We start from the raw sequence: 25417 nt of genomic DNA, 5'->3' as shown, positions 1-25417 counted from the left end.
CGCCCTTGGCGGGCAACGAACAGAAGCATGGCATTCGTGGCTTGCACCACGCTGAGACGGACGTCTCAGTCGTGTCCGGCGGGAGCCCGCGGCGGCACGTCGGCCCCGGCGCCCGGCGCTACCGAGCATGAGCCGTCCTGTGTTCGACGGATCACGTCCACCGTCCGAATCCGACCCCGTCGGCTCCGGAGAGAAGCCGTTCGCGGAGCAACGTGCGGCGGATCTTCCAGGTCGCGGTGCGCGGAAACTCGTCCCAGCGGATCTGGACCGGAGCGGCCATCGTGGGCAGGTCCGCCGTGGCCCGGTGCCACTGCTCCGGTTCGAGGGAGGATCCCTCCCGCAGGCTGAGCACCGGTTGGGGGTCGGCGTCCCGGACGGCGAGCACGACCACCTCGGTGATCTGTGGCAGCCGGTCGAGCAGTACGTCCTCGATCTCCAGCGCACTCGTACCGGGGATCCGGTCGATCTCGCGGTCGATCAGCCGCACCGCTCCCCAGCGACTGATGACCGCCATGTCACCGAGGTTCCACCAGGGCCCCTCGCACTTGGCGCTGTGTCGTTTCTGCTCTCCTACGTAGCCGAGGCAACGGCCGGGCGCCGAGAACTGGATCAGACCCACCTGCCCGGCCGGTACGGGGTCACCGCTTTCCGGCGCGATCGCGCGCACCTTGCCGAATCCCGGTATCGGCCAACCCAGGTTCTGGGTCGGCGGCGGACGCTTGCCGCGCCGCTTCACCGAGCGGCGCAGGTACGGGCGGATGGCGACGGCCCCGGCCTCGGTCTGACTCCACGACTGGACCCAGACGGGCAGTCTGCGGTCGGTCGCCGCGAGGAAGGTCCGTACGGTGCGCGTGTGAATGGCGTCGAACGAGTTGATGAAGAGCCGGACGTCGCGGAACGGCCGACGTGGGTCACGGGCCAGGTCCTCCCAGGCCAGGAACGCGTTCGGGAGGGTTTCGACGAGAGTGGGGGCGTGCTCGGCCAGCAGGGCGTGCGCGGTGGGCGACTCCGGGTCCGACAGCATCAGCAGTTTCGGCCCGACGGTGGTCAGGGGCAGCAGTCCGGTGATGACCCGCTGGTGCGAGTACGGGTGACAGAACGCCACGGTGTCGTTCCCGCGCAGCCGGATGATGGGCCACCGCTCGGTCTCGACCAGACCCAGGGAGTAGAGGGACTGAGCCGAGTGCAGCACCAGCTTGGGTGTCCCCGTCGTGCCCGACGTGTGGGTGATGACCATCGGTTCGTGCGGCTGGCGCATCCTGACCTGGGGAACCGGTCCGCCGGCCGGCTCCGCGAAGGCCGCCACATCGGACCGGCCGGGAGGCGGCGTGCCCACGCAGGCCGTACGTTCCGTCAGCCGGGCCAGGTCGTCCTCGTCGAGAGCCAGCCGTTCCAGGGCCCGCCGATCCGCCACCAGGAAGGGGCGCTCCAGGCGTTGGAGGAGAACGGTGAGAGTCTCGGCGGGATGGTTGTCGGTGATCAGCGCGGGAATCGCGCCGATCCGCGCGGCGGCCGAGGCGAGCAGGGCCACGTCGAGATGGTTGCGCTTGATGACGGCGACCCGATCCCATTGGCGTACACCCAGCGCGTACAGCCGGGAGGCCAGGTCGTCCACCAAGGAAGCCCACTCCGCGTAGCTGCGCTCCAGCGGGCCCTCCGGGTCGACATCCGGCGCGCGGTCGACGATCACCGGGCCGAACCTGCCGTGCCGTGCGGCGAGATGCCATGCCTCGCCGATCCGTCCGGTGCGCGGCACCCGTGAGAGGGGGCTGAGCCGACGCCGGAACCGTGTCCGGGCGTAGTCGTCCAGAAATGCCGGTCGTGGCCTTCCGCTCTGATCGGCCGTCGGGGATGTCGAGGGCGTCGGGGGCATGGGCACCGCCTGGGTGGGAGGTGGGAGATCGGGACTGGGGGAGGTTGCCGTCAGGGAGCGGGTGCCGGGGGTACCGCTGAGGGAGTTTCACCGGGGTCCGTGGCACCGAGCGCGATGCTCTCCTCGACCTCCGCCGTCCGGGCGAGCGTCTCCCGCCGCTCCCTGTCGAGCTCGTCGGCCTGCATCTCGTCGGATTCCATGAGCTTGACCAGGTCGCTGTTGGCCATGTCCAGCACGCCCATGTCGTCGTAGGCGTTTCGGACGGCCGGGCTCCACAGGCCGATGTCCCTGACGCAGGGCACGATGCGCGCGAAGAGGAGTGATCGGAAGGCGCGCATCCGCGGCCCCCGGTTCATGTACTCCATGCACTCCTTCATGTCGAAGCCGAGGTTCTCCCACACCTCCTGCATGCGGAAGCGGTCCCGCATCAGATGGCAGCCCTCGATGACGAACTCTTCGCGCTCGGCTATCTCTTTGCTCGACAGCTCGGCGTAGTAGTCACGCAGCGCCAGCCTGCCGAACGCCACATGACGTGCTTCGTCCTGCATCACGTACGCCAGGATCTGCTTGGGCAGGGGTTTGTCGGTCCGGTCACGCAGAATCCCGAAGGCCGCCAGGGCAAGTCCCTCGATGAGCACCTGCATGCCCAGGTACGGCATGTCCCAGCGCGTGTCGTTGAGGGCGTCCTCCAGGAGGGACTTGAGATGCGGGTTGATCGGATAGGTCAGGCCGATCTTCTCCTTGAGGAAGCGAGTGAATATCTCGGCATGCCTGGCCTCGTCCATCACCTGAGTGGCGGCATAGAACTTGGCGTCGATGTCGGGGACCGACTGGACGATGCGTGCGGAGCAGATCATCGCGCCCTGTTCGCCGTGCAGAAACTGGCTGAACTCCCAGGCCGCCATGTGCTGTCGCATTTCCTGGCGCTCTCGCTCGTTCAGCTTCGCGTACTGCCGCGATCCGAACAACGCCAGTGTCTTCTCAGGGGTGCCCAGGGCGTCGTACGGGTCGACATCGAGTGACCAGTCGATGCGCTGGGTGCTGTCCCACTGCTTGTCCTTCCCCTTCTGGTAGAGACTCAGCAGTCGTTCGCGTCCCGAGTCGTATTCCCAGGAGAAGAAGTTGTCGCCGGCTGCGGGAAACGTCCAACTCGCGTTCCCCGACGTCCCGTCGGTGACGTTCATGACCAGCCCTTCGTGTTCGGCTTTCCGCTGGCCTCGCTCATGTGCGCGGCGGAGCGAGGACGGGAAGGATGTCGGGCAGCACCTCTAGCGTGTAGCGATCGGCGTCGACGGTTGGGAGTTCACCGTCGTGCTCGAATGTCAGGGGTTCGCCGTCGGTGCGCTCGAGGGTGATACGGCGGCCCCTGGCGTAGACGGATTCGGGGCGCTCCACATGACTGCCGTCGGCTGTCAGGCCGGGGAGTGCCGCGGGGTCCAGCTCGCCGCCCACGACACACACGTCCAGCAGGCCGTCGTCGAGTTCGGAACGTGGCAGCACCTTGAACTGACCGCCGCGGTAGCGCCCTCCGCCGACATTGGCCAGTACCGCCGGGCCCTCGTGGACGATCACTCCGTCGACGGTCACCCGGCCCGGATACGGCCGGAAGGTCCGCAGAGTCTGTGCCACGGCCTGCCGATAGCGCTCCCGGCCGGGCACTTCGGGGAGTCGGCCCGCGGTCACCAGGGCTTCCGCGACGAGACCGGAGCACGCCCCGAGAAGCACCAGGGTGTCCAGCTCGACGATGCGTGCCATGTCGACCCTGCGTACCCGGGGGTGCTCCGTCGCGAGTGCGGCCTTCAAGGCCTGTTGCCAGGGGTGGTCCGACCAGATCTCCCGGTAGAAGGAATTGCCGGTTCCGGCAGGGAGGTTGATCATGGCGCAGCTGTTCGCGCCCGTGCCGTGAGGGTTCTGCGACCGGGCGCGGGCGATCCCGGAAGCCACGTCGCGCGCGGTGCCGTCGCCGCCCAGGACCACGACCACGTCGATACCGTTCTCGTGGGCCTTCGCGGCGGCGTTCTCCACCTCGCCGCGGTCCTCGGCCGTCACCAGACTCAGGTCGTCCACACAGGAGCGGCAATGGCGCGTCACTTCGTCGACGAGGGGTGCGCCCACGCCGCCCGCCGCCGGGTTCACGATGACCAGTGCCGTCCGGGCCCATCGAGGTGCGGCCACGTCACCCCTCACTTCCCTCGCCTTGGAACCCTCGGGCGAGAAACACTCGCAGCCTGCGCTGGCACGCCGCTGAGACCGTGGTGCCAGGGCCAGGGCCTGGGCCAGAGCCGGTGCTCGTGCCAGTGCCTGTTCGACTGGTTCAGCGGTGGGAGGAGCGGAGCAACAGGGCCTCGCCGAGGCCGGCTTCACCACAGATGCCGGCCGCCCCCAGACCGCCGCCACGGCGCTGCAGGGAATGCGCGAGGTGCAGCACGATGCGTGCCCCCGACGTGCTGATCGGATGCCCGAGAGCGATGGCGCCGCCGTGCGGATTGATCCGGTTCATGCCCGTGCACAGCACGCTCATCGCCTGGACCACCACGGCCGCGAACGACTCGTTGATCTCGATGAGATTGAGGTCGCGCACCTTCAGGTCGAGTGGCGCGAGAGCCTTGCGGATGGCCAGGGAAGGCTGCAGGTGGAGGCCGTCCGCCCGGCCCGACACCGCACCGTGCCCGACGACCTCGGCGAGCCAGTCCAGGCCCCGTGCCTCGGCCAGCGAGCGGCGCATCATCACCACGGCCGCCGCCCCGTCTGCGGCGGACGAGGTGTTCGCGGCCGTGACCGTGCCGTTCGGGAAGTACAGGGGTTCGGCCGCGGCCAGCATCCCGGCGTCGACGTCGTGGCGGATGCCCTCGTCGCTGCTGACGAGGCCTCCGCCGGTGTCGTCGGGCAGCGCGACCGGGGCGATCTCCTCGCGGAAGAGGCCCGCGAGCTGGGCGGTGGCGGCGCGCTCGTGGGACAGGGCGGCGACCTCGTCCTGGGTACGCCGGTCCAGCTTCAGCGGCCGGCGGCGCGGGAACCGGAAATGCGGCGCCGTACGCTCGCCCGGGTCCCGCCGGGAGGCGGTCATGGATTCCATGCCGCCGGCGACGACGATGTCACTGGTGCCGGAGCGGATGAGCCGGTCCGCCATGGCGATGGCGTTCAGACCGGACAGGGACATCTGCCCGATGACGAGTAACGGCACCCCCGGAGGGATGCCCGCGCCCGCCACCGCCGCCCGCGCCGAGCGGTCGTCGGTGGCGTCGATCGCCGAGTGTCCCAAGAGGACCTGATCGACCTCGTCGCCCCCTACCCGCGCCCGTTCCAGGGCGGCTCGCACGGCCACCGCCCCCAGCTGCGAGGCCGACAGTGCCTGCAGGCAGCCGAACGGGCGGCCCAGAGGTGTACGGGCACCTGCCAGGACAACTGATGCGATCACTGGATTCCTCCTTGGGTGTTCCGGATGGTGGGGAGCGCTTCGCGAGACAGCTCGTGCGCGGCCGGGAGCAACGTGGTCAGGGAACCCTGGCGCGATGTCGAGCGGTTGCGCCAGTGACTTCCCGCCATCAACTCCCTGCCGACAACTCCCCACCCCGCACGGGAGGTTGGTGACCGAAATTTGCCAGACAGTCCCGTGCGGGGGCCGCCAAGATTGCATGGCTTCGACACATCGCGGAAGTGCGCGCTGCGACGGCGCGGTCCTCGGCGCAACGACTGGTGCGCCACGAGGCAGCCCTCGGCGCGGGTCGCCTCCGGTGACGGATCGGCGGCGTCACGGCAGCGATGGTCGCTTGCTCGGACTTCTTCTGGAGGACACTGGCGATGCTCGACATGAAGCCCACCTGCGAAACGTGCGGCACGGCGCTCGCGCCCGGTGACCCTGCGATGATCTGCAGCTACGAGTGCACCTTCTGTGCCTCATGCGCGGGCGATTCCGGCAACCAGTGCCCCAACTGCGACGGCGAGCTGCGGGCCCGCCCCCGGCGAGCCACGGAGGCGAGCGCGTGAACGCGGCCGAAGCACCCGTGCGACAGCCCAGCTATCCGACGATCGCCGTGCTCGCGTCCGGCGCCATGTTCCTGGCGATCCTCGATTCCACGATCGCCAATCTGGCGGTCTCCGACATGCACGAGACCTTCCGGGGAGCGTCGATCTCCGACTTCTCCTGGGTCATCACGCTGTACGCCATCTTCTTCGCGGCGCTCCTGGCACCGGCCGGACGGCTCGCGGACGCGGTCGGGCGGCGGGCGCTCTACAGCATGGGCGTCGGCGTCTTCACCGTGGCGTCCCTGCTGTGTGCCGTGGCGCCGTACCTGCCCTTCCTCCTGGTGTCCCGGGCGGTCCAGGGAGCGGGCGCGGCGGCGATGATCCCCGCGTCCCTGGCCGTGATCCTGTTCGACACACCGCCGGAGCGCCGGATGGCGGCCATCGGTCTGTGGAGTGCCGCCGGTTCCGCCGCCGCCGCGATCGGACCCAGCCTGGGCGGTGTTCTCATCGACGCGTTCGGCTGGCGCACGGTCTTCCTCATCAATGTGCCGGTCGGGATCGCGCTGATGATCGGGGTTCGTGCCGTCCGGCGATCCGAGAGGATCCCCGGACGTGTTCCCGACGTAGCGGGGTCTCTCGCGCTGGCGATCGGTATGGGCGGCGTGGTCCTCGGCGTGACGCAGGGCTCGGACTGGGGATGGGGCGACCCCCGGACGCTCGGCTGTCTGCTGGCCGGCATCGCGGTGCTCGCCTACGGTGTGCTGCGGGCTCGTACTCAGCCCGTTCCGGCGATCGACACCACGTTGTGGCGCAGCCGGACCTTCTCCCTGGCGAATGTCGTGTCGTTCTTCTACGGCGCGGCGCTCTACGCCTGGCTGCTGTGCGGGGTGCTGTACCTCGTGAACGTCTGGCGCTATTCGGAGCTGAAGGCCGGCTTCGTGCTGAGCCCCGGCGCCGTCTTCTCGGCGATCGCGGCCGTCGGCATCGGCCGGCTGCTGGGCAGGCGCGCCGGCCCGCGCCTGATGGTGGTCGGGGGCTCGCTGCTCATCGTGGCCATCGGAGTCTGGCTGGTCGCCGTGCTGCCCGCCGAGCCGCATCTCGTGGACCTCTGGCTCCCGACGACCGCCATCTCGGGCTTCGGCATGGGCGCGGTCAGTACGGGTGTCTCGACGGCGGCGGCCCTGTCGGTGCCCCCCGGGCAGTTCGCCGGTGCGACGGGGCTCAACATGGCGGCACGGCAGATGGGCGGTGCCCTCGGCATCGCGGTGCTGGCCTCGGTCCTCGCCGGTGCGGACGCGTCGGCCACCACCGCGTACGTCCACGTCCTGCTGTTCTCCACCGTGATGGCGGCGACGGCCGGCCTCGCCGGGCTCGGACTGTCCCTGAAGCCGAGTCCCCGGCCGTCGGCCCCCGTCACCACCGCGGCGACCGGGACCGCCGCCACGACAGGGGGTGAGGCCTGACCGCAGGCCGGGCACATGCCGGACCCGGCCAGTGCTGGGACCCGAACCAGCAAGGAACGGTGCGCCGAAGGAACGTCCCTTTCACCGGAGCCCCACCTCGCAGGAGCTGGAAGCATGACGACGGCACCGAAACTCGCACGGGAGGTCTTCAACCCGGAACATCGGGCGAATCCGTATCCGCTCTACGCAGCCCTGCGGGAGACCGATCCGATCCACTCCCTGGGACCCCGGACATACCTGACGTCGCATCACGCGGACTGCAACAAGGTTCTCACCGACCCGCTCTGGGGCCACGGGTACAACGACAGGATCAGCCCCTTCAGGCCGGGGGTGGGACGGGACGACGTGCCTGGGTCGCTGCTCGGCATGGACCCGCCGGACCACACCCGGCTCGATCGGCTGGTCGGCAAGGCCTTCAAGCCGGAGAAGATCGCAGCCATGCACGCGCGGACCGAACGGATCGTGGACGAGTTGCTCGACGCCGCCCTCGAAGCCAACGAGGTCGATCTGGTCGCCGCGTTCAACAGCCCGCTACCGCTGCGGCTGGTGTGCGAGCCGACCCGGACCTCGTACCGGCGGCGGTCGACGAAGCGTTGCGCTACGACCCCCCGATCCAGTTCACCTCGCGGGTGGCGCTGCAGGACCGGGAGTTCGATGGCCACACCTTCGAGCGGGGCGACGGCATCGTCCTGATGATCGTCGTGGCGAACCGTGATCCGGCCGCGTTCCCGGACATCGAGACCTTGGACATCACGCGCTCCAGAACCGTCCACGCAGCGCACCTCGCCACCTCACCTTCAGCAACGGCCCGCATCGCTGTCTGGGGGCGGAACTGGCCCGGATGGAGATGGGGATCGCGCTGCGCGCGCTGCTCGCCCGGGCCCCGCACCTGGAGCTGCTCACCGCCGAGCCGCCCTACCGGGACCTGTACCTGTTCCGGGGACCCCTGCGTCTGCCCGCCCGGATGCGTCCCTGACAGACGGATGTTGATGTCGGATTCCCGCTGGCATTGCCCACGTGCCGGAGCCCATGGTGGAGACATGATGGACGAGGAGCACTACTACCGGGCCGCTCTGAGCAACGACAGCCGGTTCGACGGCCGGTTGTACATCGGAGTGGCCAGTACGGGCATCTACTGCCGCCCGACGTGCCCGGCCATGACTCCCAAGCGTGTCAACATGCGCTTCTACCGGACGGCGGCCGCCGCGCAGGCCGCCGGATTCCGCGCCTGCAAGCGGTGCCGGCCGGATGCGGCCCCGGGGTCGCCGGAATGGAACAGCCGCGCCGACCTGGTCGGCCGTGCCATGCGTCTGATCGCCGACGGGCTGGTGGACCGGGAAGGCGTCAGCGGTCTCGCCGCCCGGCTGAACTACAGCGAGCGCCAGCTTCAGCGGCAGCTCGTGGCCGAGGTGGGGGCCGGCCCGCTCGCGCTCGCCCGCGCCCAACGGGCACGAACTGCGCAACTCCTTCTGGAGACCACCGACCTGCACGTCAGCGAGGTGGCCTTCGCCTCGGGGTATTCCAGCATCCGGCAGTTCAACGACAACATGCGGGCGGTGTTCTCGATGCCCCCGACCGAGTTGAGGGCCCGCGCGGCCCAGCGCCGGCCGCGCGCGGTCTCACCCTCGCAGCCGTGGGGCAACGGAATCCGGATCCAGTTGCCGTTCCGTACCCCGCTGGACGTGGGAGCGCTGCTGAAACAGCTCGGCGAGCAGGCTGTGCCAGGCATCGAGGAGTACGCCGACGGCGTCTACCACCGGGCGCTGTCCCTCCCTCACGGCAGCGCCGTCGCCACCCTCTCCTGTGTGGTCGGCAAGCCCGCGGGCAAGACGGTTCAGCCTCCGGGCCGCGGCTTCGTGGAATGCGAGTTGCACCTTCAGGACCTGCGCGACATGACGGCGGCCGTCCAGCGCTGCCGTGACCTGCTCGATCTGGACGCCGACCCTCAGGCCGTCGACGAAGTACTCGCGCGGGATCCGCTGCTCGCCCCGCTCGTCGCCCGCATGCCCGGCCGCAGGGTGCCGGGCTCCGTGGACCCGGCCGAGTGCGCTGTCCGGGCGGTGCTCGCCCAGGACGCCGGAAGCGAGCAGGCGAAGAGTGACGCGGCGCTGCTCGTCGCCCGTTACGGCAAGCCGCTGACCAGGGAGATCGGTCAGGTCACGCACACGTTCCCGGCGATCGAGACGCTCGCACAGCTCGCGCCGCACGAGCTGGCGGGCACTCCCGAGCGGGGGAGATGCGTGAAGGCGATCGCCACCGCCCTGGCCTCCGAGGATCTGGACCTCGGCGTCGGCGTGGACCGGGACGAGGCCACCAGGAAGCTGCTCAAGGTCGATGGTGTCAGGCCGCGGACGGGTGCCCTCATCAGAATGCGGGCGCTGGGGGACCCGGACGTCCTCGTGCCCGCGGAACTGGAGCCTCACGAGGCGTCCCACCAGTCCTTCGGCGGTCCGGAACCCGCCACCACCGACGAGCGCGCCGACGCCTGGCGGCCCTGGCGCTCCTATGCCGTACAGCACCTCCGGGCCGCCATGGGGACGGTCCGTTGAATCACCAGGACGACGACGCGCTGTTCGGGCGCCCGCCCCAGGTCCTGCGGGCCGGAGCGGTGCTCGTCCCGCGCTGGCTCGACACCGAACGGCAGAGGCAGCTGCTGCAGGCCTGCCGGGAGTGGGCACGCGGGGCGGCGGGACTGCACCGGCCGAGCATGCCCGACGGGACCCCCATGCGGGTGCAGTCGATCTGTCTCGGGTGGCACTACTCCCTGCGATACGGGTACACCCGGACCACGGCAGACGCGGACGCCACGCCGGTCAAGCCGCTGCCCGGGTGGCTCGCGGCCCTGGCGCGGAGAGCGGTCGTCGAGGCCACGGAACTCGACGACGAGCTGTGCGGACGTCCTCAGGCCCACGCGGCCGATGCCGCGATCGTCAACTTCTACGATGCCGAAGCCCGGCTGGGAATGCATCAGGACCGTGCCGAGGAGAGCGGCGCGCCGGTGGTCTCACTCAGCCTCGGGAACAGCTGTGTCTTCCGCTTCGGGAACAACGAGACGCGCACCCGCCCCTGGCAGGACCTGACCCTGCACAGCGGTGACCTGTTCGTCTTCGGAGGCCCGGGACGGATGGCCTACCACTCGGTGGTACGCACCCTGCCCGGTACCGCACCGGCCGAACTGGGCATCCGTGGTGGCCGGGTGAGCGTCACCCTGCGCGAGACCGGTCTCGTCGCGCACCTCCCGGCGCAGCGGTCACGATGACGGTCACACGCACCAGGGATGTGTCAGCGGCATCTCAGAGTCGGCTGACACGGTGGTGGGAACGAGAGCCGCTGCGGTGCGACGGAGCCACCAGAGAGCGCACCGGGGCATCGCGCGGAGCCATCCGCCGACCCCCATGACCAGCGTCCCTCCCCGGTCCCGGCGAAAGGTCTGCTGCACGTGTCTGCTCAGCCATCGCACCTGACGTATCCGGTCCAGCGAGCAACGGTCACCGATCCACCCGAGGAGTACGCGCGGCTCCAGAAGGAGGCGCCGGTGTGCCCCATCACCCTGGCCACCGGATTCCCGGCGTTGTTCGTCACCGCGTACGACGACGTCAAGACCGTGCTCTCCGATCCGCGTTTCAGCCGCGACGCCCTGTTCGAGCCCGGGGCCCCGCGCGCACAGCTGGCCGAGCCCGACCAGGACAGCATCATCAGCATCGATCCGCCCCGGCACTCCCGGCTGCGCAGACTCATCAACCGGGAGTTCAGCCGGCGCCGGGTCGAGGGCATGCGACCCGAGATCGAGCGGCATGTGTCGGAGCTCCTCGACGAGATGGAGACCAAGGGACCGCCCGGTGATCTGAACGACATGCTGGGACGGCCGCTGGCGCTGCGGGTCATCTGCAATCTGCTGGGCGTGCCCTACGCCGACCACATGAAGTTCGGCCGCTGGTGCGACCACTTCATGTCGTACGCGAAGTACCCGCTGGCGGAAGTCGGCCGGGCCAACAGCGAGATGCGTGCGTATCTGGCCGATCTGATCGAGACCAAACGGCAGGACCCCGGTGAGGACCTGCTCAGCGCCCTCGTACAGGCTCGGGACAGTGAGGGAGCGTTGACCGAGAACGAGCTCGTGAGTCTCGGCGTGATCCTGCTTCTCGCGGGCCACGACACCACGGTGACCGCGCTGGGCGGTGGCGTGGTCACCCTGCTGCGCAACCCGGAGACGCTCGCGGAGCTGCGCGGCGATCCCGCACTGATCCCGCGGGCGATCGAGGAACTCCTGCGGCTGAACGAGCCCGGCGACGGCTCGTTCCTGCGCATCGCGACCGAGGACATCGAACTGCGGGGCGGGCAGGTCGCGGCGGGGAGCGCGGTCGTCGCCTCCATCAGTACGGCGAACCGCGACCCCTCGGTGTTCACCGATCCGGAACGGCTCGACATACACCGCGAGAGCAACCCGCACATAGCGTTCGGCTTCGGAACGCACTTCTGCGTCGGGTCCTCGCTGGCCCGCATCGAGCTGGAGTGTGCGCTGGCGGCGCTCCTCCCGCGTTTCCCGGGTCTGCGTCTCGCGGTGCCCTTCGAGGATCTGCGCTGGCGCTCGTACGCCCATCTCGGCGGGATCGAGGAGCTGCCTGTCCGTTGGTAGAGCCGGACGTCCCCGCCCAGGTATTTCCCGTCCTACAGCGAGGTCCGATGTTTCTGGATTGGCAGCCCCATCAGTCCAAGGAGTACGACGACATGCTCTCGGCCGTCCGCGAGCGCTTCGACCATCCGCGGCCCCCGGACGGCGGGCTGCGGGAACTCTGGCGGCACTGCGGTGAGCTGGGGCTGCTGGGGCTCTGTGTTCCGGTCGATCACGGCGGAGGCGGGAGGTCCGCACTGGACACCGCGCATCTGATCGAGGCCTTCGGCCGGGGCTGTGCCGACACCGGGCTCGTCTTCGCCGCCAGCGCCCATCAGTTCGCCTGCGCCGTCCCGATCTCGGCCTATGCCGAGGCGGAAGTCCGGCAGCGGTTGCTGCCGGCACTGTGTGACGGTTCGTTCATCGCGGCCAACGCCATGACGGAACCCGAAGCGGGCTCGGACATCTCGGCGATGTCCGCCCGGGCGGTGCGGGACGGTGACGGATACGTGCTGACCGGGATGAAGTCCTGGGCCAGCAACGCTCCGGAAGCGGATGTCTTCGTCACCTACGCGGTGACCGATCCGACAGCGGGATTCCTCGGAGTCTCCGCCTTCGTCGTCGAACGCGACACGAACGGCCTGTCCGTCGACGGGCCGTTCGAGAAAATGGGCCTCGGCACCTGCGGAGCCGGATCGGTCCGCTTCGAGGAATGCCGGGTACCGGCACGCAACCTCCTCGGCGCGGAGGGGGAAGGCAGTGCGATCTTCCAGCACTCGATGGCGTGGGAACGCGCCTGCCTGTTCGCCGGGTACGTCGGCCTCATGGACCGGTTGCTCGAACGATGTGTGGCCCATGCCCGGGAGCGCCGCCAGTTCGGCCGCCGTATCGCCGATTTCCAAGCGGTGTCCCACCGGATCGCCGACATGAAACTCCGGCTCGAAGCCGGCCGGATGCTGCTCTACCGGGCCTGCTTCCGGCTGGACCGGGACGAGTCCCAGCCTATGGACAGCGCGATGTCGAAGCTCGCGATATCGGAGGCTGCCGTCCAGGCGGCCGTCGACGCGATACAGATCTTCGGATCGCGGGGCTACCTGGTGAACGAGGGGCTCGAGGCCGTCCTGCGGGACGTGATACCCGCGAAGCTCTTCTCCGGGACGTCCGAGATCCAGCATGAACTCATCGCGAAGGGGATCGGGTTGTGAACCTGGCGTCACTGGTCCGCGACAGCGCGCACCGAGCCGGCGGCGACCTGGCCGTCGTGGGGCCGGACCACTCGGTCACCTACAGCGAGCTCGACCGCGCCGCGGATACGCTCGCCCACCTGCTCCGGGACAAGGGTGTGCGCCGAACGGAGCGGGTGGTGATCTGGCTGGACAAGTCGGTCACCGCTGTCGCCGCCATGCAGGCGGCGCTGCGTCTGTCCGCCGTGTACGTACCGGTGGACGGTTCGGGGCCGTCACGGCGGACCGCGCAGATCGCGAGGGGATGCTCCGCGACGGTGATCGTCACCGACTCCCGGCGCGCGGCCGAGCTTCGGCGGTCGGGCGACGAACTGCCCGAACTCCTCGTGCTCGACGGCCTTCCCGCCGCGGACGACCGGGATCCGCTGCCCGTCGAACCCGTCGGGCCCGACGACCTCGCCTACATCCTGTACACGTCCGGTTCGACAGGCGAGCCCAAGGGTGTGTGCATCAGCCAGCGCAACGCTCTGGCCTTCATCGAATGGGCGGCCGCCGAGGTCGGGGCGACGCGTCGGGACCGCTTCGCCAACCACGCCCCGTTCGGCTTCGACCTGTCGGTGCTGGATCTCTACGTGGCCTTTCAGGCCGGCGCGTCCGTGCATCTCATCCCGTCGGAGATGGCGTACGCACCGCAGCAGCTCTGCGCGTTCCTGCGGGCGGAGCGGATCACGGTCTGGTACTCGGTGCCCTCGGTCCTCATCCTGATGATCCGGGACGGAGGTCTGTGCGAGGGAACACGGCCCCCGTGGCTGCGCGTCCTGCTGTTCGCCGGTGAACCCTTCGCGGTGGACTACCTCGCCGTCCTGTACCGGTACCTCGGGGGCGTCCGACTCCTGAATCTGTACGGCCCGACCGAGACGAACGTGTGCACCTTCCACGAGGTGACCGCACGGGACATCGCCGCCGGTGAGGCCGTGCCGATCGGCCGGGCCTGTTCCGGCGACGAGGTGTGGGCGGCCGGCCCCGACGGACGGCGGGCAGCCGTGGGAGAGGAAGGCGAACTCGTCGTGGACGGGCCCACCGTCATGGCCGGCTACTGGGGCCGGGGCGCGCATCAGGGCCCCTACCGGACCGGGGACATCGTCCGGGTACGGGCGGACGGCGGCTTCGAGTACCGCGGCCGGCTCGACCACATGGTCAAGGTGCGGGGGCACCGGGTGGAGCTCGGCGAGATCGAGGCGTGTCTGTCCCGGAACCCGGCGGTGGGCGAGGTGGCCGTACTCGTGGACGGAAGCGGCATGGCGGCGCGGATCGTCGCCGTCGTGGTCCCGGTCGGCCCGCCCCCGGGGCTGCTGGCACTGAAGCGGCACTGCGCCGAACGGCTGCCCCGGTACATGATTCCCGACTCGGTCCTGACGGTGGCCGAACTGCCGCGCACCCGGAACGGAAAGACCGATCGGCAGACGCTGCGGGACACCCTGCTCCAGCCGGCGGGCGGCCGAGCCTGATCTCCGCATCCACGGAAAGGAACAACTGCGCGTATGGAACTCGCCGCGGTGATGGAAGAAATCGATGGGTACATCCGGAAGGAATTTCTCGACGGGGACACCTCGGTCGAATTGACTTCCTCTTCCCCGCTTCTTGAATGGGGAATCCTGAATTCCATGAACACGACACGGCTCGCCGCCTTCGTCAGCGAACGGTACGACGTGACCGTGTCACCGAAAGCCATGCGCACGGCCAACTTCCGCACGATCGAGAGCGTGGCGCACATGGTGCTCGAACTGCGGGACCGGCCGGCGGTCTGACCGGACGGCTCGGGACCCATTCCACTGAGGGAGTTGACACCAGTGCGCTGGAACGACATGTACATCGCCGGCCTGGGAACCCGCCTGCCTGCGCCGGAGCCGGCGGAGGAGGCCGTATCCGAAGGCCGTTACTCCGCACAGGAGTTCAAGGACAACGAGCTCTTATCGGCTCTGGTGAGCGAAGGGGAACCGGCCGTCGACATGGCGGTCGCCGCCGGACGTCAGGCGATGGCACGCAGCGGACGTTCCGCCGAGGACATCCGGCTGCTGCTGCACGCCCACACCTATCACCAGGGCGAGGACCTGTGGACACCCGCGACCTACGTCCAGCAGCGGACGATCGGTGGCAACGCGCCGTCGATTCAGCTGAATCACGCCTGCGACGGCGGGATGGCGTCACTGCACCTGGCGATCCCCTATCTGCTGGCGGAGCCGGCGGGAGCGGCGGCACTGCTGACCACGGGCGACCGTTTCAGTCCTCCCGGGTTCAACCGATGGAGCAGTGACATCGGCCTGGCCTTCGGGGACGGCGGTACGGCCGTGGTGGCGGCGCGTGGCGGCGGCATCGCGCGGGTCCTCGCCTCCCACTCCTCGTCGGCCCCGTACTTCGAGGGGCTCTACCGGGACACCGAACGGGGGTTCACCGACGCTCCCCACCTCGCGGGAACCCCGCTGGACCTGCGCGGGCGCAAGATCCGTTTCGCGCAGCGCGAAGGTGTGGACACCGTGATCGACCGGCTATCGGCGGCCCTCGTCGAGAACCTGGAGCAGGTGCTGGACGACGCCGACGTCGGGATGGACCAGATGGCCAAACTGGTCCTTCCGAACCTCGGAAAGCCGTTGCTGAGCTGGCAGTTGCTCGCCCCGTTGAAGATCGACCTGGACCGTACCCTCTGGGAGTGGGGGCGGCGGACCGGCCACCTCGGGGCAGGCGACCAGTTCGCGGGGCTGACCCATCTCTTCGAATCGGGTCAGTTGCGGCGCGGAGATCTCGTCCTGCTGGTCGGTGTCGGTATCGGCTACTGCTGGACGACCGCGGTGCTCCAGGTACAGAGCGTTCCCGACTGGTCCGGGGCGGACGCCGAGACCTTGCGCGTGTTCGGGCGAGGGGACGGATGAGGGGGAGTGGATCCACCGCGGTCATGGGAGAAGCGGACGATCCGAGCTGCTTGACCGAAGCCGAGGCACGAGCGCTGGTGGCGGGCTCTCCCTGGCGTCGCCTGGTGGTGATCGGAGACGGCGCTGCCAACGGCGTGGGGGAGCCCGTCGAGGGATTCGGCCGCAAGCCCTGGGCGGACCGCGTCGCGGCTGTTCTGCGCACCGTCTGTCCGGGGCTGGCGTACATCAATCTGGGCCGGCGCGATGTGCTGGCCGCGGATGTGCGTGCCCGCCAGCTCGCCAAGGCGCTCGCTCTCAAGCCCACCCTCGCGGTGATCGCCTGTGGGGGGACCGACGTTCTGGGCGACCCCTTCGACGCGTACGCCGTCGAGATCGAGCTGAGCCGGATGATCGGGCCACTGCGGGACACCGGCTGCACGGTGCTGACCATGGGCGTGCCGGACATCTCCCGCTCGGCGCTCGCACTGGCACACCGCCAGGCCGAAGTGCGCTACCGGGTGCGGCTGTTGGCGGAGCGCACCGAAGCGATCTCGTTGCGGCACGGAGCGCTCTACGTGGACCTCGCCCGTCGGCCGGTGAGTCCCGGGCCGAGCCCGTGGAGCTCGAACGCGCCGTATCTGAACGGCCGCGGCCACGCGATCGCCGCTGCGGCCGTCATCCGGAGTCTGAGCCTCTTGGAGAAGTGCTCCTGACACGCGGCAGGGCCGCCGTACGCCGGACCGGTCCGGCGTACGGCGCGCTCAGGCAGAGGTGTCGACGGGCTGCGGCGCGGCGGGCCGGTGCCGCGCCATCGCCAGGGCGGACGCGGCGCGCAGCAGCCGGCTCAACTCGTCCGAGTCGTCCACGCTCAGTGAGCCGTAGGCGGGCGCCGCCATCCGGTCGGTCAGCTCCTCCGCCGCGGCCCGACGGGAGCGGGTCTCCCCGTCGACCAGGGGGTAGGGGCGCTCCCAGCCCAGGAACCCCGCTCGCGCGTTCCCGTTGTCCCGGGTCAGCGTGGCTTCGAGCGGGGTCATTCCGGTGGCCAGCACCGCCGACAGATGCAGACCGCCACGGTGTTCTCGCAGAACATGGGCCAGTTGCGCCACCCGGGCGGGAGCGTCCGCGGGGCGGTCGACGTCCCGCCAGCCGGCGAACAGGGGGATGCCCGGGACGTCCGCCCGGTCGGCGACGGTCTCCAGGAGCGCGGCGAGCCGAGCGGCGGACGAGAAGCCCGCCAGACACCGCCGCCCCCAGGCGCGGCACGATTCCGCGTAGCGGTCCGTTATCTCCGGCGCGTGGACGGACGCCGGGCAGTGCCGACGGACGAACTCCAACGGGAAGAAGCCGAAGACCGCGGCCGTGACCTCCGGGCTCACCGGTCCCAGGACACCGCCACGCCCCCGGAAGTAGTACCCGAAGCGGGTCATGCCGATGTCCGCGGCTGCCTGCCGGGCCTCGGGGCTCTTCATGAAGGACCCGCCGAGGCGGCGCACGTCGTCCTTGGTCGTAGCCACGTACATGCGCGAACCGGGCATCACAGATCCTCTCGTGGGCGGTCGTGGTCGGTGGTGCGCGGGATGCCGGCCCGTTCAGCGGGCTTGCAGGTGTCCCGCGAGGCTCCGCACGATCTCGGCGTTCAGGATGGCCTGACCCCGAGCATTGAGGTGCAGGCCGTCGGTGCTGTAGATGGCCTCGGTGCCCGCCGGGTGGCGGGGGAGGTCCACGTGGACGGCTCCCAGCCGCGCCGCCACCTGCTTGGTCCGTTCCGACCAGGCGGCGATGCGCTCGCTCATCGGCTTGCGGTACCGCTCGTCGACGTACGGAGAGACCGTGATGTCGAACAGCCCCGATGTCACGACCGTGGCGCCGGTCTCCCGTAACGGGGTGATGATGAGCGCCAGTTCGGACGCGACCGCGTCGATGTCGAAGTGCCGCTGCAACATGTCGTTGCCCCCGCAGAACACGATGGCCAGATCCGGCCGGAACTCCAGCGCGGGCGTCAGCTGGGTCTCCCGCACCTGAGCGGCGAAGAGGTTCCGCAGGCCCAGGCTGACGGATTCGAGGCCCGGCTGGACGGTCCGCAGCTCCTCTACGAAGCGCTCACTCCACGGGAGGCAGCGGTATCCCTCGAGCGCCTCGGTGACTCCTTCGGCGCCGCTGTCCCCCACCACGGCGAGACGCTTCCACGGAGCGTCCGCCAGCACCCGGGCGGTCTCGCCCGCTGACAGCAGGTAGGGGTCGTTGGCCTCGGACGCGTAGTTCGCCGTGTCTGTCATGTCGGAACTCCTCCGTGGATTCCATCAGAGAGATCAACGATGCCAGCCCGCTTGTGGGTGGGCTGGCGAGATTCCGTCGCCATCCTCCGCCGCCGCCTCGGCGGCCGGGGATCCGTCCCGCCCCGGCAGTCGCCGCCACCCGCGGGCCGCCGCGTGCCGCACCAGTTCGGGGTCGTCGCCCACCACGACGGGGCGTCCGACGGCCAGCAGCATGGGGAGATCCGAGGCGTGGTCGCCGTAGGCACTGCATGCGGCGGGATCGATCCCGTGCCCCTGCAGAACGGCCCGGGTCGCATCGGCCTTGTCCTGGCCCAGCATGAGCCTGACCAGTCCTCCGGTATGGACGCCGTCGACCGTTGCGAGCCGGGTGGCCAGCACTGTCGTGGCGCCCAGCCAGTCGGCGAGCGGATCGAGACAGGGCGCGAACGAACCGGACACCAGCACGGTGAGATCGCCGAGGCGGCGGTGTTCACGAAACGCCCGCAGGCTGCGGGGCAGGAACAGATCTCCCGCCCGTCGCTCGCGCCGGAACCACGAACGGCCCTGGTCGGACAGATCCGCGGCGCGCTGCCCCGCGTAGACGCGGTAGTAGGCGCGCATGACCTCCTCCCTCGACACCCCGGCGGCGACGAGACCGCGCAGTTCGTCGATCACCGCGGAGTAGGCGGACGGCGGGCTTCCGATCGCGGCGAGGTGGTACTCGAGGAATCGGAACATGCTCTTCACGGCGATCAGGGTCTCGTCGACGTCGAAGAAGGCAGCTCTGGTGTACGGGCGCCCCGCCATACGGGTTCCCTTATCGACGGCGGCCGACGCGGATGCACCACTGGGGGCGGGTGTCTCCGATGGATGTTCCGGCTCGCGCGTCGTCATCGGCTCAGCACCGCCCGTATCACCGTGTCGAGTTCGGCTGCGCCCAGCGACGCGGTGTGCTGCAAAGACTCCATGGCGTCCGCGGGCGCCATGGTGGCCGCGAGCTTGTCCAGAGCGATCTTCCGGTGGCTTCGCCGGGTCTCGGCTCCGGCCGACCCGAGGGCGTGGGCGCGCTCCGCACGGAGTCTGCGGCTGCTCCGCAAGGTGACTTCGACCCGGGAGCCGATCGCCTTCGTGGCCTCCTCGAACGTGGAACTCGGCCTCCCCTTCGGGAAGATGCCGGGCGCGGTCCTGCCACCGGAGAACGCGGTGAACCACTCCTCCGCGCGCTCCTCGGCCTGTCGCAGCGCCTCGCCCAGCGGAGCTGTGGCCCTCAGCAGACCACGGCTCAGCTCGGGGTCGTACTCCAGTCGGACCTTCGCCGCCAGCGCCCACCGCACGGGATCGGCGGTGGCCGGCTCGGCCAGGTCGGCAGTCGTCACTCCGCCGGTGAGCAGCGTGGTCGCCACGTTGTAGGCGACGGACAGGTTCAAGGCCAGGATCGCGGAGCGCTCACGGTCGAGATAGGGCCGTGCTTCCCGGTCCATCACCATGGTCAGTCGCGCGGCATGCACCACGATCTCGTCGATGTCGTCGATCTCCGCGGGGGTGAGCAGACCATGAAGTTCGGAGGCGCAGTCGATGGCCGCGTCGACGTACGCTCCGGCCGGATGAATCTTGAACGACAGAGTTTCGGTGTGCCAGCGAGTGCCGAGTCCCGCCGTGACCACCTCGGGCGTGGGCACCTCGGAGACCTTGGCCAGCAGGCCGCCGGGGTGTTCCAGGATGTCGTTCGCTCCCGTCAGACCGGCGGCGGCGGCTCGACAGGCGTCCAGGCCGACCCGTACGGGCACGGCCGCGGAGAGCACCTTGGCGTCACTGCCCAGGAAGGCCCGACGCAAGGACCATGGTGGAGCGGCCAGGGCCAGCCCCCAGGCGTCGGTCCACTCACCGACCGGTGCACCCGCTCCGTGCAGCTTCGCCGCCACGGCGCCCACCAACTGCGCGTGCGCGGCGGTCTGACCGCGGAACGGCCCCAGGGTGCTCGCCGCGGTCACCCTGGCGGCGCACTCGTTGGCGGCGACGATCGCGGCGAGCAGCCGCTCACCGGTCAGCCGCTGTTCTCGGCGGAAGGCCAGCGGGACACCGACCGTCGAATGCGATACGTGGCCCACGTACATGCTGTCTTCGAAGTAGAGGCAGGAGGAGAGCGCCGCCAGGACATAGGCGGCCTGGTCGGGGCTGTCACCGGTCGGCGGCCCGAACGCCTTGACCAGCTTCCGACCCAGAGGGTGCGCCATGCCGGCCCGGACGACGGCGAGGTGCGAGATGAGTTGGCTGGTCGCGTAGGCACTGATCCGGCCGGGCAGGTCGCCGTGGCGCAGACCCGACGCCCAGCGTGCGAGAGCCGTGGTCAGCGAGCCGTCGGCCGGTACGTCGTCGGCCCGCGGACCACGGGCGATGTCGCCCTGGTCCGTCTCCGTGTGCTGAGCGCGAAGTTCTGATGCGGCGTCGACCCTTGGCATGCGTGGCAACCTCACACGTGTGTCGTGGTGAGCGTCATCGTCCGCCGGGTTCGTCCTCATGCCCGCGTGAGGACGAGTACGGCGTTCTGTCCGCCGAATCCGAACGAATTGCTGATCGCGACCTCGGGGTGGGTGTCTCGGCCGACCTTGGAGACGACGTCGACCTCGATCTGTGAGTCCTGACTGTCGAGATTGGCGGTGGGCGGAATGAATCCGTGCTCCAGGGTCATCGAGGTGACGGCCGCCTCGATCGCACCGGCCGCGCCCAGCGCGTGCCCGAGGACGCCCTTGACCGAGGTGACGGCCGGCCGATCGCCGAGCGTGCGGCTGATCAGTTTCGCCTCGGCGATGTCGTTCAACGGGGTGGAGGTTCCGTGCGCGTTGACGTGGTCGACGTCACCGGGGCCGATACCGGCGTCCGCCAAGGCGGCCCTCAGCGCCAGTTCCGCGCCGGCGCCTTCCGGGTCGGGGGCGGTGGCATTGTGCGCGTCGGCCGACGCACCGTACCCACTGACCATGGCATGGACCCTGGCACCACGCGCCCGTGCGTCCTCGGCCCGTTCCAGCACCAGGACGGCGGCGCCCTCCGCGGGAACGAATCCGTCACGGTCCCTGTCGAAGGGCCGGGAGGCGGCGTGCGGCTCACCGCGACGCGTGGACAGCGCTCCCATCTGGCTGAAGCCGGAGATGATGGAGGGCACGAGGCAGGCCTCCGTGCCGCCGGTGATCACCACGTCACAGGCACCGGAACGCAGCAGGTCGCGCGCGACACCCACCGCGGTCGCACCCGAGGCGCACGCCGTCGCCGTGACGAGGTTCGGGCCCCGGGCGCCGCACTCCATGGCCACGTAACCCGCTGCCATGTTGATGGCCAGCATCGGAATGAGCATCGAGGAGACCTTTCGGGCTCCTTCGTCCAGGAGCACCCGATGCTGCTTCTCCCAGGTGGCCGCGCCGCCGATACCACTGCCGAGCACCACTCCGACGCGGGCGCCGTCCCAGGTGGCCGGGTCCAGGCCGGAGTCGGCCAGCGCCTCCCTGGCGGCGGCGACGGCGAACTGGCTGCTGCGGTCGAGCCGCCATGCCTTCCGCCGCTCGATGACGCCCGCCCGGCCGAAGTCGGTGACCGCGCAGCCGAAGTCGGCGGGCGTTCCCGCCAGCGCCGGGACGGGCGCGGCGGCCGTCGCCCCGCCCGCGCGGATGGTCCGCCATGCGGCCTCGGCACCGATCCCGGCCGCGGTCACCATGCCGATGCCGGTCACCGCCGCGTGCGACGGCTTTCGGTCCGACGTCATGCGAGGCTCGCCATCTTGGCCTCGATGGTCTTGGCGGCCTGGCCGATGGTGTCGCCCGACTGGATGTCCTCGTCCGCGAGGGTGACGCCGAATTCCTGCTGTGCGGTCAGCCCCAGCTCGACGAGGGCCAGTGAATCCATCTCCAGCTCGCTGAAGGTCAGTTCGGGATCGATGTCGCCGGACTCCAGGCCGAAGCCCTCGGCCAGCAGTGCCACGAGACGCTCGTAGGTGTCGCTCACGGGATTCTCCTCGGTTCGTCGTTGTGGGCGCTGACAGTGGTGCGATGGGTCGGTCCTGGTCCGTACGGACCGTGCTGGTCCCGGTCCCTCGAACGAGGCGGCCGTCGCTCAGCCGGGCACCAGATCGGGCCAGCGCAGGGCGCAGGAGCCCCAGGTGAGGCCGCCGCCGAAGGCGGTCAGCACCACCCGGTGGTCAGGGCGGAGCGTGCCGTCGTCGATCGCGTCGACGAGGGCGAGCGGGATGGAGGCGGCCGCGGTGTTGCCGACGTGGTCCACGTTCACCGCGCAGCGCTCCCGGGGCAGCCGCATCTGGTCCGCGACCGCGTGCATGATGCGCAGATTCGCCTGATGCGCCACCAGCAGATCGACGGCTCGTACGCTCCAGCCCCTGGCTTCGGCCACCCGGAGAGCGGAAGCGGCCATCCGCTCCACCGCGTTGCGGAAGACGGCCTTGCCCTCCATCCGGAAGTACGGATCGGCCGCTCCGGCCGAACCGGTGCGCATCGGGTCACGCGAGCCGCCCGACGGAACAGTGATCAGGTCGCTGCCGACGCCGTCGCTGGCCAGGTCGAAGTGGCCCAGAGCGCCCGGCTCCTCAGGGGCACCCGCGGCCAGTACGACGCCGCCCGCCCCGTCCCCGAAGACGGCCCGGGTCGAGCGGTCCCCGGGGTCCAGAAAGGTGGAGAAGGTATCGGCTCCCAGAACGAGCACGCTCTCGGCGGTCCCCGCGGTGATGAGGCCGGCCCCGACAGCGAGCGAGTAGAGGAACCCGGTGCACACCGCGCCCACGTCGAACGCGGCCGCCGTGCCCAGGCCGAGCCGGGAGGCGACCAGGGGCGCGGTGGCCGGGCACGGCCGGTCCGGCGTGCTGGTGGCCACGATGACGCAGTCGACCGAGGCCGCCGAAGCGGACTTCAGTGCCCGGCCGCCGGCTTCCACCGCGAGATCCGATGTGGCCATGTCCGGGTCGGCGATGTGCCGCTGGGAGATTCCGGTCCGGCTGCGGATCCACTCGTCGGAGGTGTCCAGTTCCTGTGCGAGCTCGTCGTTGGTGACGATCCGGGGCGGCACCCAGGCGCCGATGCCCCGGATCACCGCGGCCCGGTTCACCGGTGGGTCCGCGCGAGAACGGAGTCCCGCTGCTCGAGGTGCCGTACCTCCTGGCTGACATCACCCAGATAGTCGGCGACATCGAGGTAGGACCTCATCAGCCGCACCTCCAGGTACGGAAGGCCGTGGCCGAGGCAGTAGTCCTTGATCAGGGGCTGGGCGCGGTGCAGGTTCCGGCGTGGCATCGACGGGAACAAGTGGTGCTCGATCTGGTAGTTGAGCCCTCCGTAGAAGAAGTGCGTGATCCGGCTGGGGAGCAGGTTGCGTGACGTGACCACCTGGCGGGTGATCCAGTCCAGCTCCTCCTTCGCTCCGTCCCGCACGGGCAGGCCCTTGTGGTTCGGCGCGAACAGCAGACCCATGTAGAAGCCGAACAACGCCTGATGGACCACGATGAACGCGACGGCCTTGCCCGGCGGCAGCACCCAGAACACGGCGGCGAAGTAGCACACCAGATGGAGGCTGAGCAGGCCGAGGTCGGTCGCCTTGTAGCGTTTGAGCGCACCCTTGCGGGCCGCGACGTATCCGGACAGATGCAGCCGCAGGCCCTCCATCATGATCAGCACATAGAACATCCACGCCTGATGGCGCACGATGAACCGGCCTGCGGGGCTGGTGCGCTTGCTGCGGTGCTTGCTCGCGAAGATGACCTGCCGGCGCGTGATGTCCGGGTCGAGGGACAGGTGGTTGGGGTAGTTGTGGTGCCGCGTGTGGTGACTCACCCACCAGCCGAAACTGACGCCGGTCAGCAGGTTCCCGTGGAAGTAGCCGATGACGTCGCTCGCCTTGCGGGTCCGGAAGATCTGCCGGTGGCCCGTGTCGTGCCCCAGCAGATCCGTCTGGGCGAAGCAGAACGCGAGAAGCACCGCGGTCGCCAGCTGCCACCAGCTGTCGCCGATCCACGCGAAGAGAGCCCAGGCCGCGGTCAGCAGCAGCAGGTTGAACGCGATCTTGTAGACGTAGTAGACGGGTTGCTGGTCCATCAGGCCGGCGGCCTTCACCAGCCGGGTGACCTCCTCGTAGTCGGCCGCCTCGGCCTCCGCGGGGCCCGGGGCACCGGTGCCGGGTGCGTCGGCGCCCCTGTCCAGGTGCGTCATATCGCCTCCTCGAGGCCCATGTGGGCGAGGCGGGAACGCTGCATGCGCTGCGCCCACTCCTGGCCGGTCGCCATCCGCTCCTCGATCGTGGTGTCGACGAGCCTGCGGCCGGGCCACACCTCGTAGTCCCCCAGCAGCTCGCCGTGCTGATCGATGCCCTGCTGGAAGAGCTTCTCCCGGTTGAGCACCATGTCCTCGACCGGAAGCCGGTCCCACAACTGGTAGCCCTCCCGAAGCAGTTCGAGTATCCGCGGCCTGTCCTCGGGGTTCCTGAGCAGGTGCTCGCGGACGATGGAACTGCCGACCGTCAGATGCCTGATCTCGTCGATGCCCGCGCCGCGCTCGATGTCCGCCGCGGCCGGATCGAAGATCCGCCATTTGCGTTCGCTCAACTCGGCCGCCGGTGCCAGCACGCCCTCGACCAGCACCGTCAGGATCAGCACACCGCCGATGAAGTCGCCGCGGTGGCGCAGGGAGCGGAGCCCGAACTCCTCCAGTGGGACCAGGACCGCGTCCCGGTCGGCTGCCGCGAGCCGGTCGACGGTCTCCCACAACTCGCGTCGCTCGACACCCAGTTGCAGCAAGTGGGTGCGGAACACCATGGCGTGCCGAGCCTCGTCGAGGAGCTGGGTGGAGTAGAACTCGAGGCTCTCGTTGTCGGGGGCGAGCGCCACCATGTAGGCGATGGCCCGGGTCGCCTTCTCCTCCGCGATGGAGCGGAACGCCAACTCCTGGGTGAGCGCGCTGTTCAGCGGGCCGGGCTCGCTCATCACGGGATGCGGGCGAACGTCAGCGGCGTGACCGAGAACGTCGCCCCGCAGAGTGCCCTGGGGCACCGTGGCCAGCCAGTACCGCAGATCGCACGACGCCGCGGTCAGGTCGAGCTCGATGGCCCCGTCCACCAGCGACGGGGCGCGTTCCCAGTCGGCCTCCGCCGGGATCCTCGCAAAAGCCATGG

23 protein-coding genes and 2 pseudogenes are annotated in these 25417 nt (G+C 69.8%); 12 read left to right on the top strand and 13 right to left on the bottom strand.

The features are described 5' to 3' along the window. Positions 1-151 precede the first annotated feature (151 nt). From ACWD68_RS02265 to ACWD68_RS02250, 4 genes are all read right to left on the bottom strand, one after another. Positions 152-1756, bottom strand: coding sequence for a class I adenylate-forming enzyme family protein (locus tag ACWD68_RS02265; protein WP_451804564.1), 1605 nt, complete (start codon positions 1754-1756; stop codon positions 152-154). A 167-nt stretch (positions 1757-1923) separates the two neighbouring features. Further along, a complete protein-coding gene (locus ACWD68_RS02260) occupies positions 1924-3057 on the bottom strand; it encodes a ferritin-like domain-containing protein (RefSeq protein WP_451804563.1) in 1134 nt (377 codons plus the stop codon). A gap of 37 nt (positions 3058-3094) precedes the next feature. Then, positions 3095-4048, bottom strand: a complete 954-nt coding sequence (locus ACWD68_RS02255; RefSeq protein WP_451804562.1) for a diacylglycerol/lipid kinase family protein — start codon at positions 4046-4048, stop codon at positions 3095-3097. Between the two features lie 139 nt (positions 4049-4187). Further along, positions 4188-5291, bottom strand: a complete 1104-nt coding sequence (locus tag ACWD68_RS02250; RefSeq protein ID WP_451804561.1) for a thiolase family protein — start codon at positions 5289-5291, stop codon at positions 4188-4190. Between the two features lie 344 nt (positions 5292-5635). On the opposite strand from ACWD68_RS02250, the gene ACWD68_RS02245 reads away from it, so the two are divergent. The 12 genes and pseudogenes from ACWD68_RS02245 to ACWD68_RS02190 all read left to right on the top strand — a co-directional run bounded on the left by ACWD68_RS02245 (position 5636) and on the right by ACWD68_RS02190 (position 16717). Beyond that, the gene (locus ACWD68_RS02245) at positions 5636-5860 is read left to right on the top strand and encodes a DUF1272 domain-containing protein (RefSeq protein ID WP_451804560.1); all 225 of its coding nucleotides are present in this window, start codon (positions 5636-5638) and stop codon (positions 5858-5860) included. Continuing rightward, positions 5857-7302: an MFS transporter gene (locus tag ACWD68_RS02240; RefSeq protein WP_451804559.1), complete on the top strand. Its 1446-nt coding sequence runs from the start codon at positions 5857-5859 to the stop codon at positions 7300-7302. Before ACWD68_RS02245 ends, ACWD68_RS02240 begins: the two co-directional genes overlap by 4 nt. Positions 7303-7361: 59 nt before the next feature. Continuing rightward, positions 7362-8000: pseudogene (locus ACWD68_RS02235) on the top strand (hypothetical protein); the annotation flags it as partial. Positions 8001-8080: 80 nt separating this feature from the next. Beyond that, positions 8081-8278 (top strand): annotated as a pseudogene (locus tag ACWD68_RS02230) (cytochrome P450); the annotation flags it as partial. A gap of 64 nt (positions 8279-8342) precedes the next feature. Next, on the top strand, positions 8343-9851 hold the full coding sequence (locus ACWD68_RS02225) for a DNA-3-methyladenine glycosylase 2 family protein (protein ID WP_451804677.1): 1509 nt from the start codon (positions 8343-8345) through the stop codon (positions 9849-9851). Beyond that, positions 9848-10561 carry an alpha-ketoglutarate-dependent dioxygenase AlkB gene (locus ACWD68_RS02220; RefSeq protein ID WP_451804558.1) on the top strand — a complete coding sequence of 238 codons (714 nt, stop codon included), beginning with the start codon at positions 9848-9850 and terminating at the stop codon, positions 10559-10561. Before ACWD68_RS02225 ends, ACWD68_RS02220 begins: the two co-directional genes overlap by 4 nt. Positions 10562-10741: 180 nt before the next feature. After that, on the top strand, positions 10742-11938 hold the full coding sequence (locus ACWD68_RS02215; protein WP_451804557.1) for a cytochrome P450: 1197 nt from the start codon (positions 10742-10744) through the stop codon (positions 11936-11938). Between the two features lie 47 nt (positions 11939-11985). Next, on the top strand, positions 11986-13119 hold the full coding sequence (locus ACWD68_RS02210) for an acyl-CoA dehydrogenase family protein (protein WP_451804556.1): 1134 nt from the start codon (positions 11986-11988) through the stop codon (positions 13117-13119). After that, positions 13116-14606, top strand: a complete 1491-nt coding sequence (locus tag ACWD68_RS02205) for an amino acid adenylation domain-containing protein (RefSeq protein WP_451804555.1) — start codon at positions 13116-13118, stop codon at positions 14604-14606. Before ACWD68_RS02210 ends, ACWD68_RS02205 begins: the two co-directional genes overlap by 4 nt. A 33-nt stretch (positions 14607-14639) precedes the next feature. Next, the gene (locus ACWD68_RS02200; RefSeq protein WP_451804554.1) at positions 14640-14906 is read left to right on the top strand and encodes an acyl carrier protein; all 267 of its coding nucleotides are present in this window, start codon (positions 14640-14642) and stop codon (positions 14904-14906) included. A 42-nt stretch (positions 14907-14948) separates the two neighbouring features. Then, positions 14949-16025 (top strand): ketoacyl-ACP synthase III family protein, encoded by a 1077-nt coding sequence (locus ACWD68_RS02195; RefSeq protein WP_451804553.1) that lies wholly within the window; start codon positions 14949-14951, stop codon positions 16023-16025. A 50-nt stretch (positions 16026-16075) separates the two neighbouring features. Further along, on the top strand, positions 16076-16717 hold the full coding sequence (locus ACWD68_RS02190; protein ID WP_451804552.1) for an SGNH/GDSL hydrolase family protein: 642 nt from the start codon (positions 16076-16078) through the stop codon (positions 16715-16717). Between the two features lie 48 nt (positions 16718-16765). Here ACWD68_RS02190 and ACWD68_RS02185 read toward each other — a convergent pair whose 3' ends face one another. The 9 genes from ACWD68_RS02185 to ACWD68_RS02145 form a co-directional block, all read right to left on the bottom strand. Beyond that, complete coding sequence (locus tag ACWD68_RS02185; protein WP_451804551.1) at positions 16766-17539, bottom strand: SCO6745 family protein; 774 nt, start codon at positions 17537-17539, stop codon at positions 16766-16768. A gap of 54 nt (positions 17540-17593) precedes the next feature. Next, entirely contained in the window at positions 17594-18280 is a 687-nt protein-coding gene (locus ACWD68_RS02180; protein WP_451804550.1) for an SGNH/GDSL hydrolase family protein, read from the bottom strand. 33 nt (positions 18281-18313) lie between these two features. Next, entirely contained in the window at positions 18314-19066 is a 753-nt protein-coding gene (locus ACWD68_RS02175; protein WP_451804549.1) for an HAD family hydrolase, read from the bottom strand. 83 nt (positions 19067-19149) lie between these two features. Next, a complete protein-coding gene (locus ACWD68_RS02170; protein ID WP_451804548.1) occupies positions 19150-20718 on the bottom strand; it encodes an MmgE/PrpD family protein in 1569 nt (522 codons plus the stop codon). 56 nt (positions 20719-20774) lie between these two features. Next, on the bottom strand, positions 20775-22013 hold the full coding sequence (locus ACWD68_RS02165) for a beta-ketoacyl-[acyl-carrier-protein] synthase family protein (RefSeq protein WP_451804547.1): 1239 nt from the start codon (positions 22011-22013) through the stop codon (positions 20775-20777). Further along, a complete protein-coding gene (locus ACWD68_RS02160) occupies positions 22010-22252 on the bottom strand; it encodes an acyl carrier protein (protein ID WP_451804546.1) in 243 nt (80 codons plus the stop codon). The genes ACWD68_RS02165 and ACWD68_RS02160 overlap by 4 nt, the downstream gene beginning before the upstream one ends. 108 nt (positions 22253-22360) lie before the next feature. Beyond that, on the bottom strand, positions 22361-23362 hold the full coding sequence (locus ACWD68_RS02155; RefSeq protein WP_451804545.1) for a beta-ketoacyl-ACP synthase III: 1002 nt from the start codon (positions 23360-23362) through the stop codon (positions 22361-22363). Beyond that, a complete protein-coding gene (locus ACWD68_RS02150; protein ID WP_451804544.1) occupies positions 23359-24459 on the bottom strand; it encodes a fatty acid desaturase family protein in 1101 nt (366 codons plus the stop codon). The genes ACWD68_RS02155 and ACWD68_RS02150 overlap by 4 nt, the downstream gene beginning before the upstream one ends. Further along, the gene (locus tag ACWD68_RS02145; RefSeq protein ID WP_451804543.1) at positions 24456-25415 is read right to left on the bottom strand and encodes a VlmB-like protein; all 960 of its coding nucleotides are present in this window, start codon (positions 25413-25415) and stop codon (positions 24456-24458) included. The genes ACWD68_RS02150 and ACWD68_RS02145 overlap by 4 nt, the downstream gene beginning before the upstream one ends. Positions 25416-25417 lie beyond the last annotated feature (2 nt).

This window comes from Streptomyces sp. NPDC005141 (genome assembly GCF_053599975.1).
Note: the sequence above shows the minus strand (reverse complement) of the source record. Positions and strands in the feature narration are given on the sequence as shown.

Bases quoted from the DNA above. Each gene is read 5' to 3' on its own strand.
- ACWD68_RS02260 (WP_451804563.1), bottom strand. From the start codon at position 3,057: ATGAACGTCACCGACGGGACGTCGGGGAACGCGAGTTGGACGTTTCCC.
- ACWD68_RS02245 (WP_451804560.1), top strand. From the start codon at position 5,636: ATGGTCGCTTGCTCGGACTTCTTCTGGAGGACACTGGCGATGCTCGAC.
- ACWD68_RS02225 (WP_451804677.1), top strand. From the start codon at position 8,343: ATGATGGACGAGGAGCACTACTACCGGGCCGCTCTGAGCAACGACAGC.
- ACWD68_RS02210 (WP_451804556.1), top strand. From the start codon at position 11,986: ATGTTTCTGGATTGGCAGCCCCATCAGTCCAAGGAGTACGACGACATG.
- ACWD68_RS02200 (WP_451804554.1), top strand. From the start codon at position 14,640: ATGGAACTCGCCGCGGTGATGGAAGAAATCGATGGGTACATCCGGAAG.
- ACWD68_RS02185 (WP_451804551.1), bottom strand. From the start codon at position 17,539: ATGCCCGGTTCGCGCATGTACGTGGCTACGACCAAGGACGACGTGCGC.
- ACWD68_RS02180 (WP_451804550.1), bottom strand. From the start codon at position 18,280: ATGACAGACACGGCGAACTACGCGTCCGAGGCCAACGACCCCTACCTG.
- ACWD68_RS02175 (WP_451804549.1), bottom strand. From the start codon at position 19,066: ATGGCGGGGCGCCCGTACACCAGAGCTGCCTTCTTCGACGTCGACGAG.
- ACWD68_RS02170 (WP_451804548.1), bottom strand. From the start codon at position 20,718: ATGCCAAGGGTCGACGCCGCATCAGAACTTCGCGCTCAGCACACGGAG.
- ACWD68_RS02165 (WP_451804547.1), bottom strand. From the start codon at position 22,013: ATGACGTCGGACCGAAAGCCGTCGCACGCGGCGGTGACCGGCATCGGC.
- ACWD68_RS02150 (WP_451804544.1), bottom strand. From the start codon at position 24,459: ATGACGCACCTGGACAGGGGCGCCGACGCACCCGGCACCGGTGCCCCG.
- ACWD68_RS02145 (WP_451804543.1), bottom strand. From the start codon at position 25,415: ATGGCTTTTGCGAGGATCCCGGCGGAGGCCGACTGGGAACGCGCCCCG.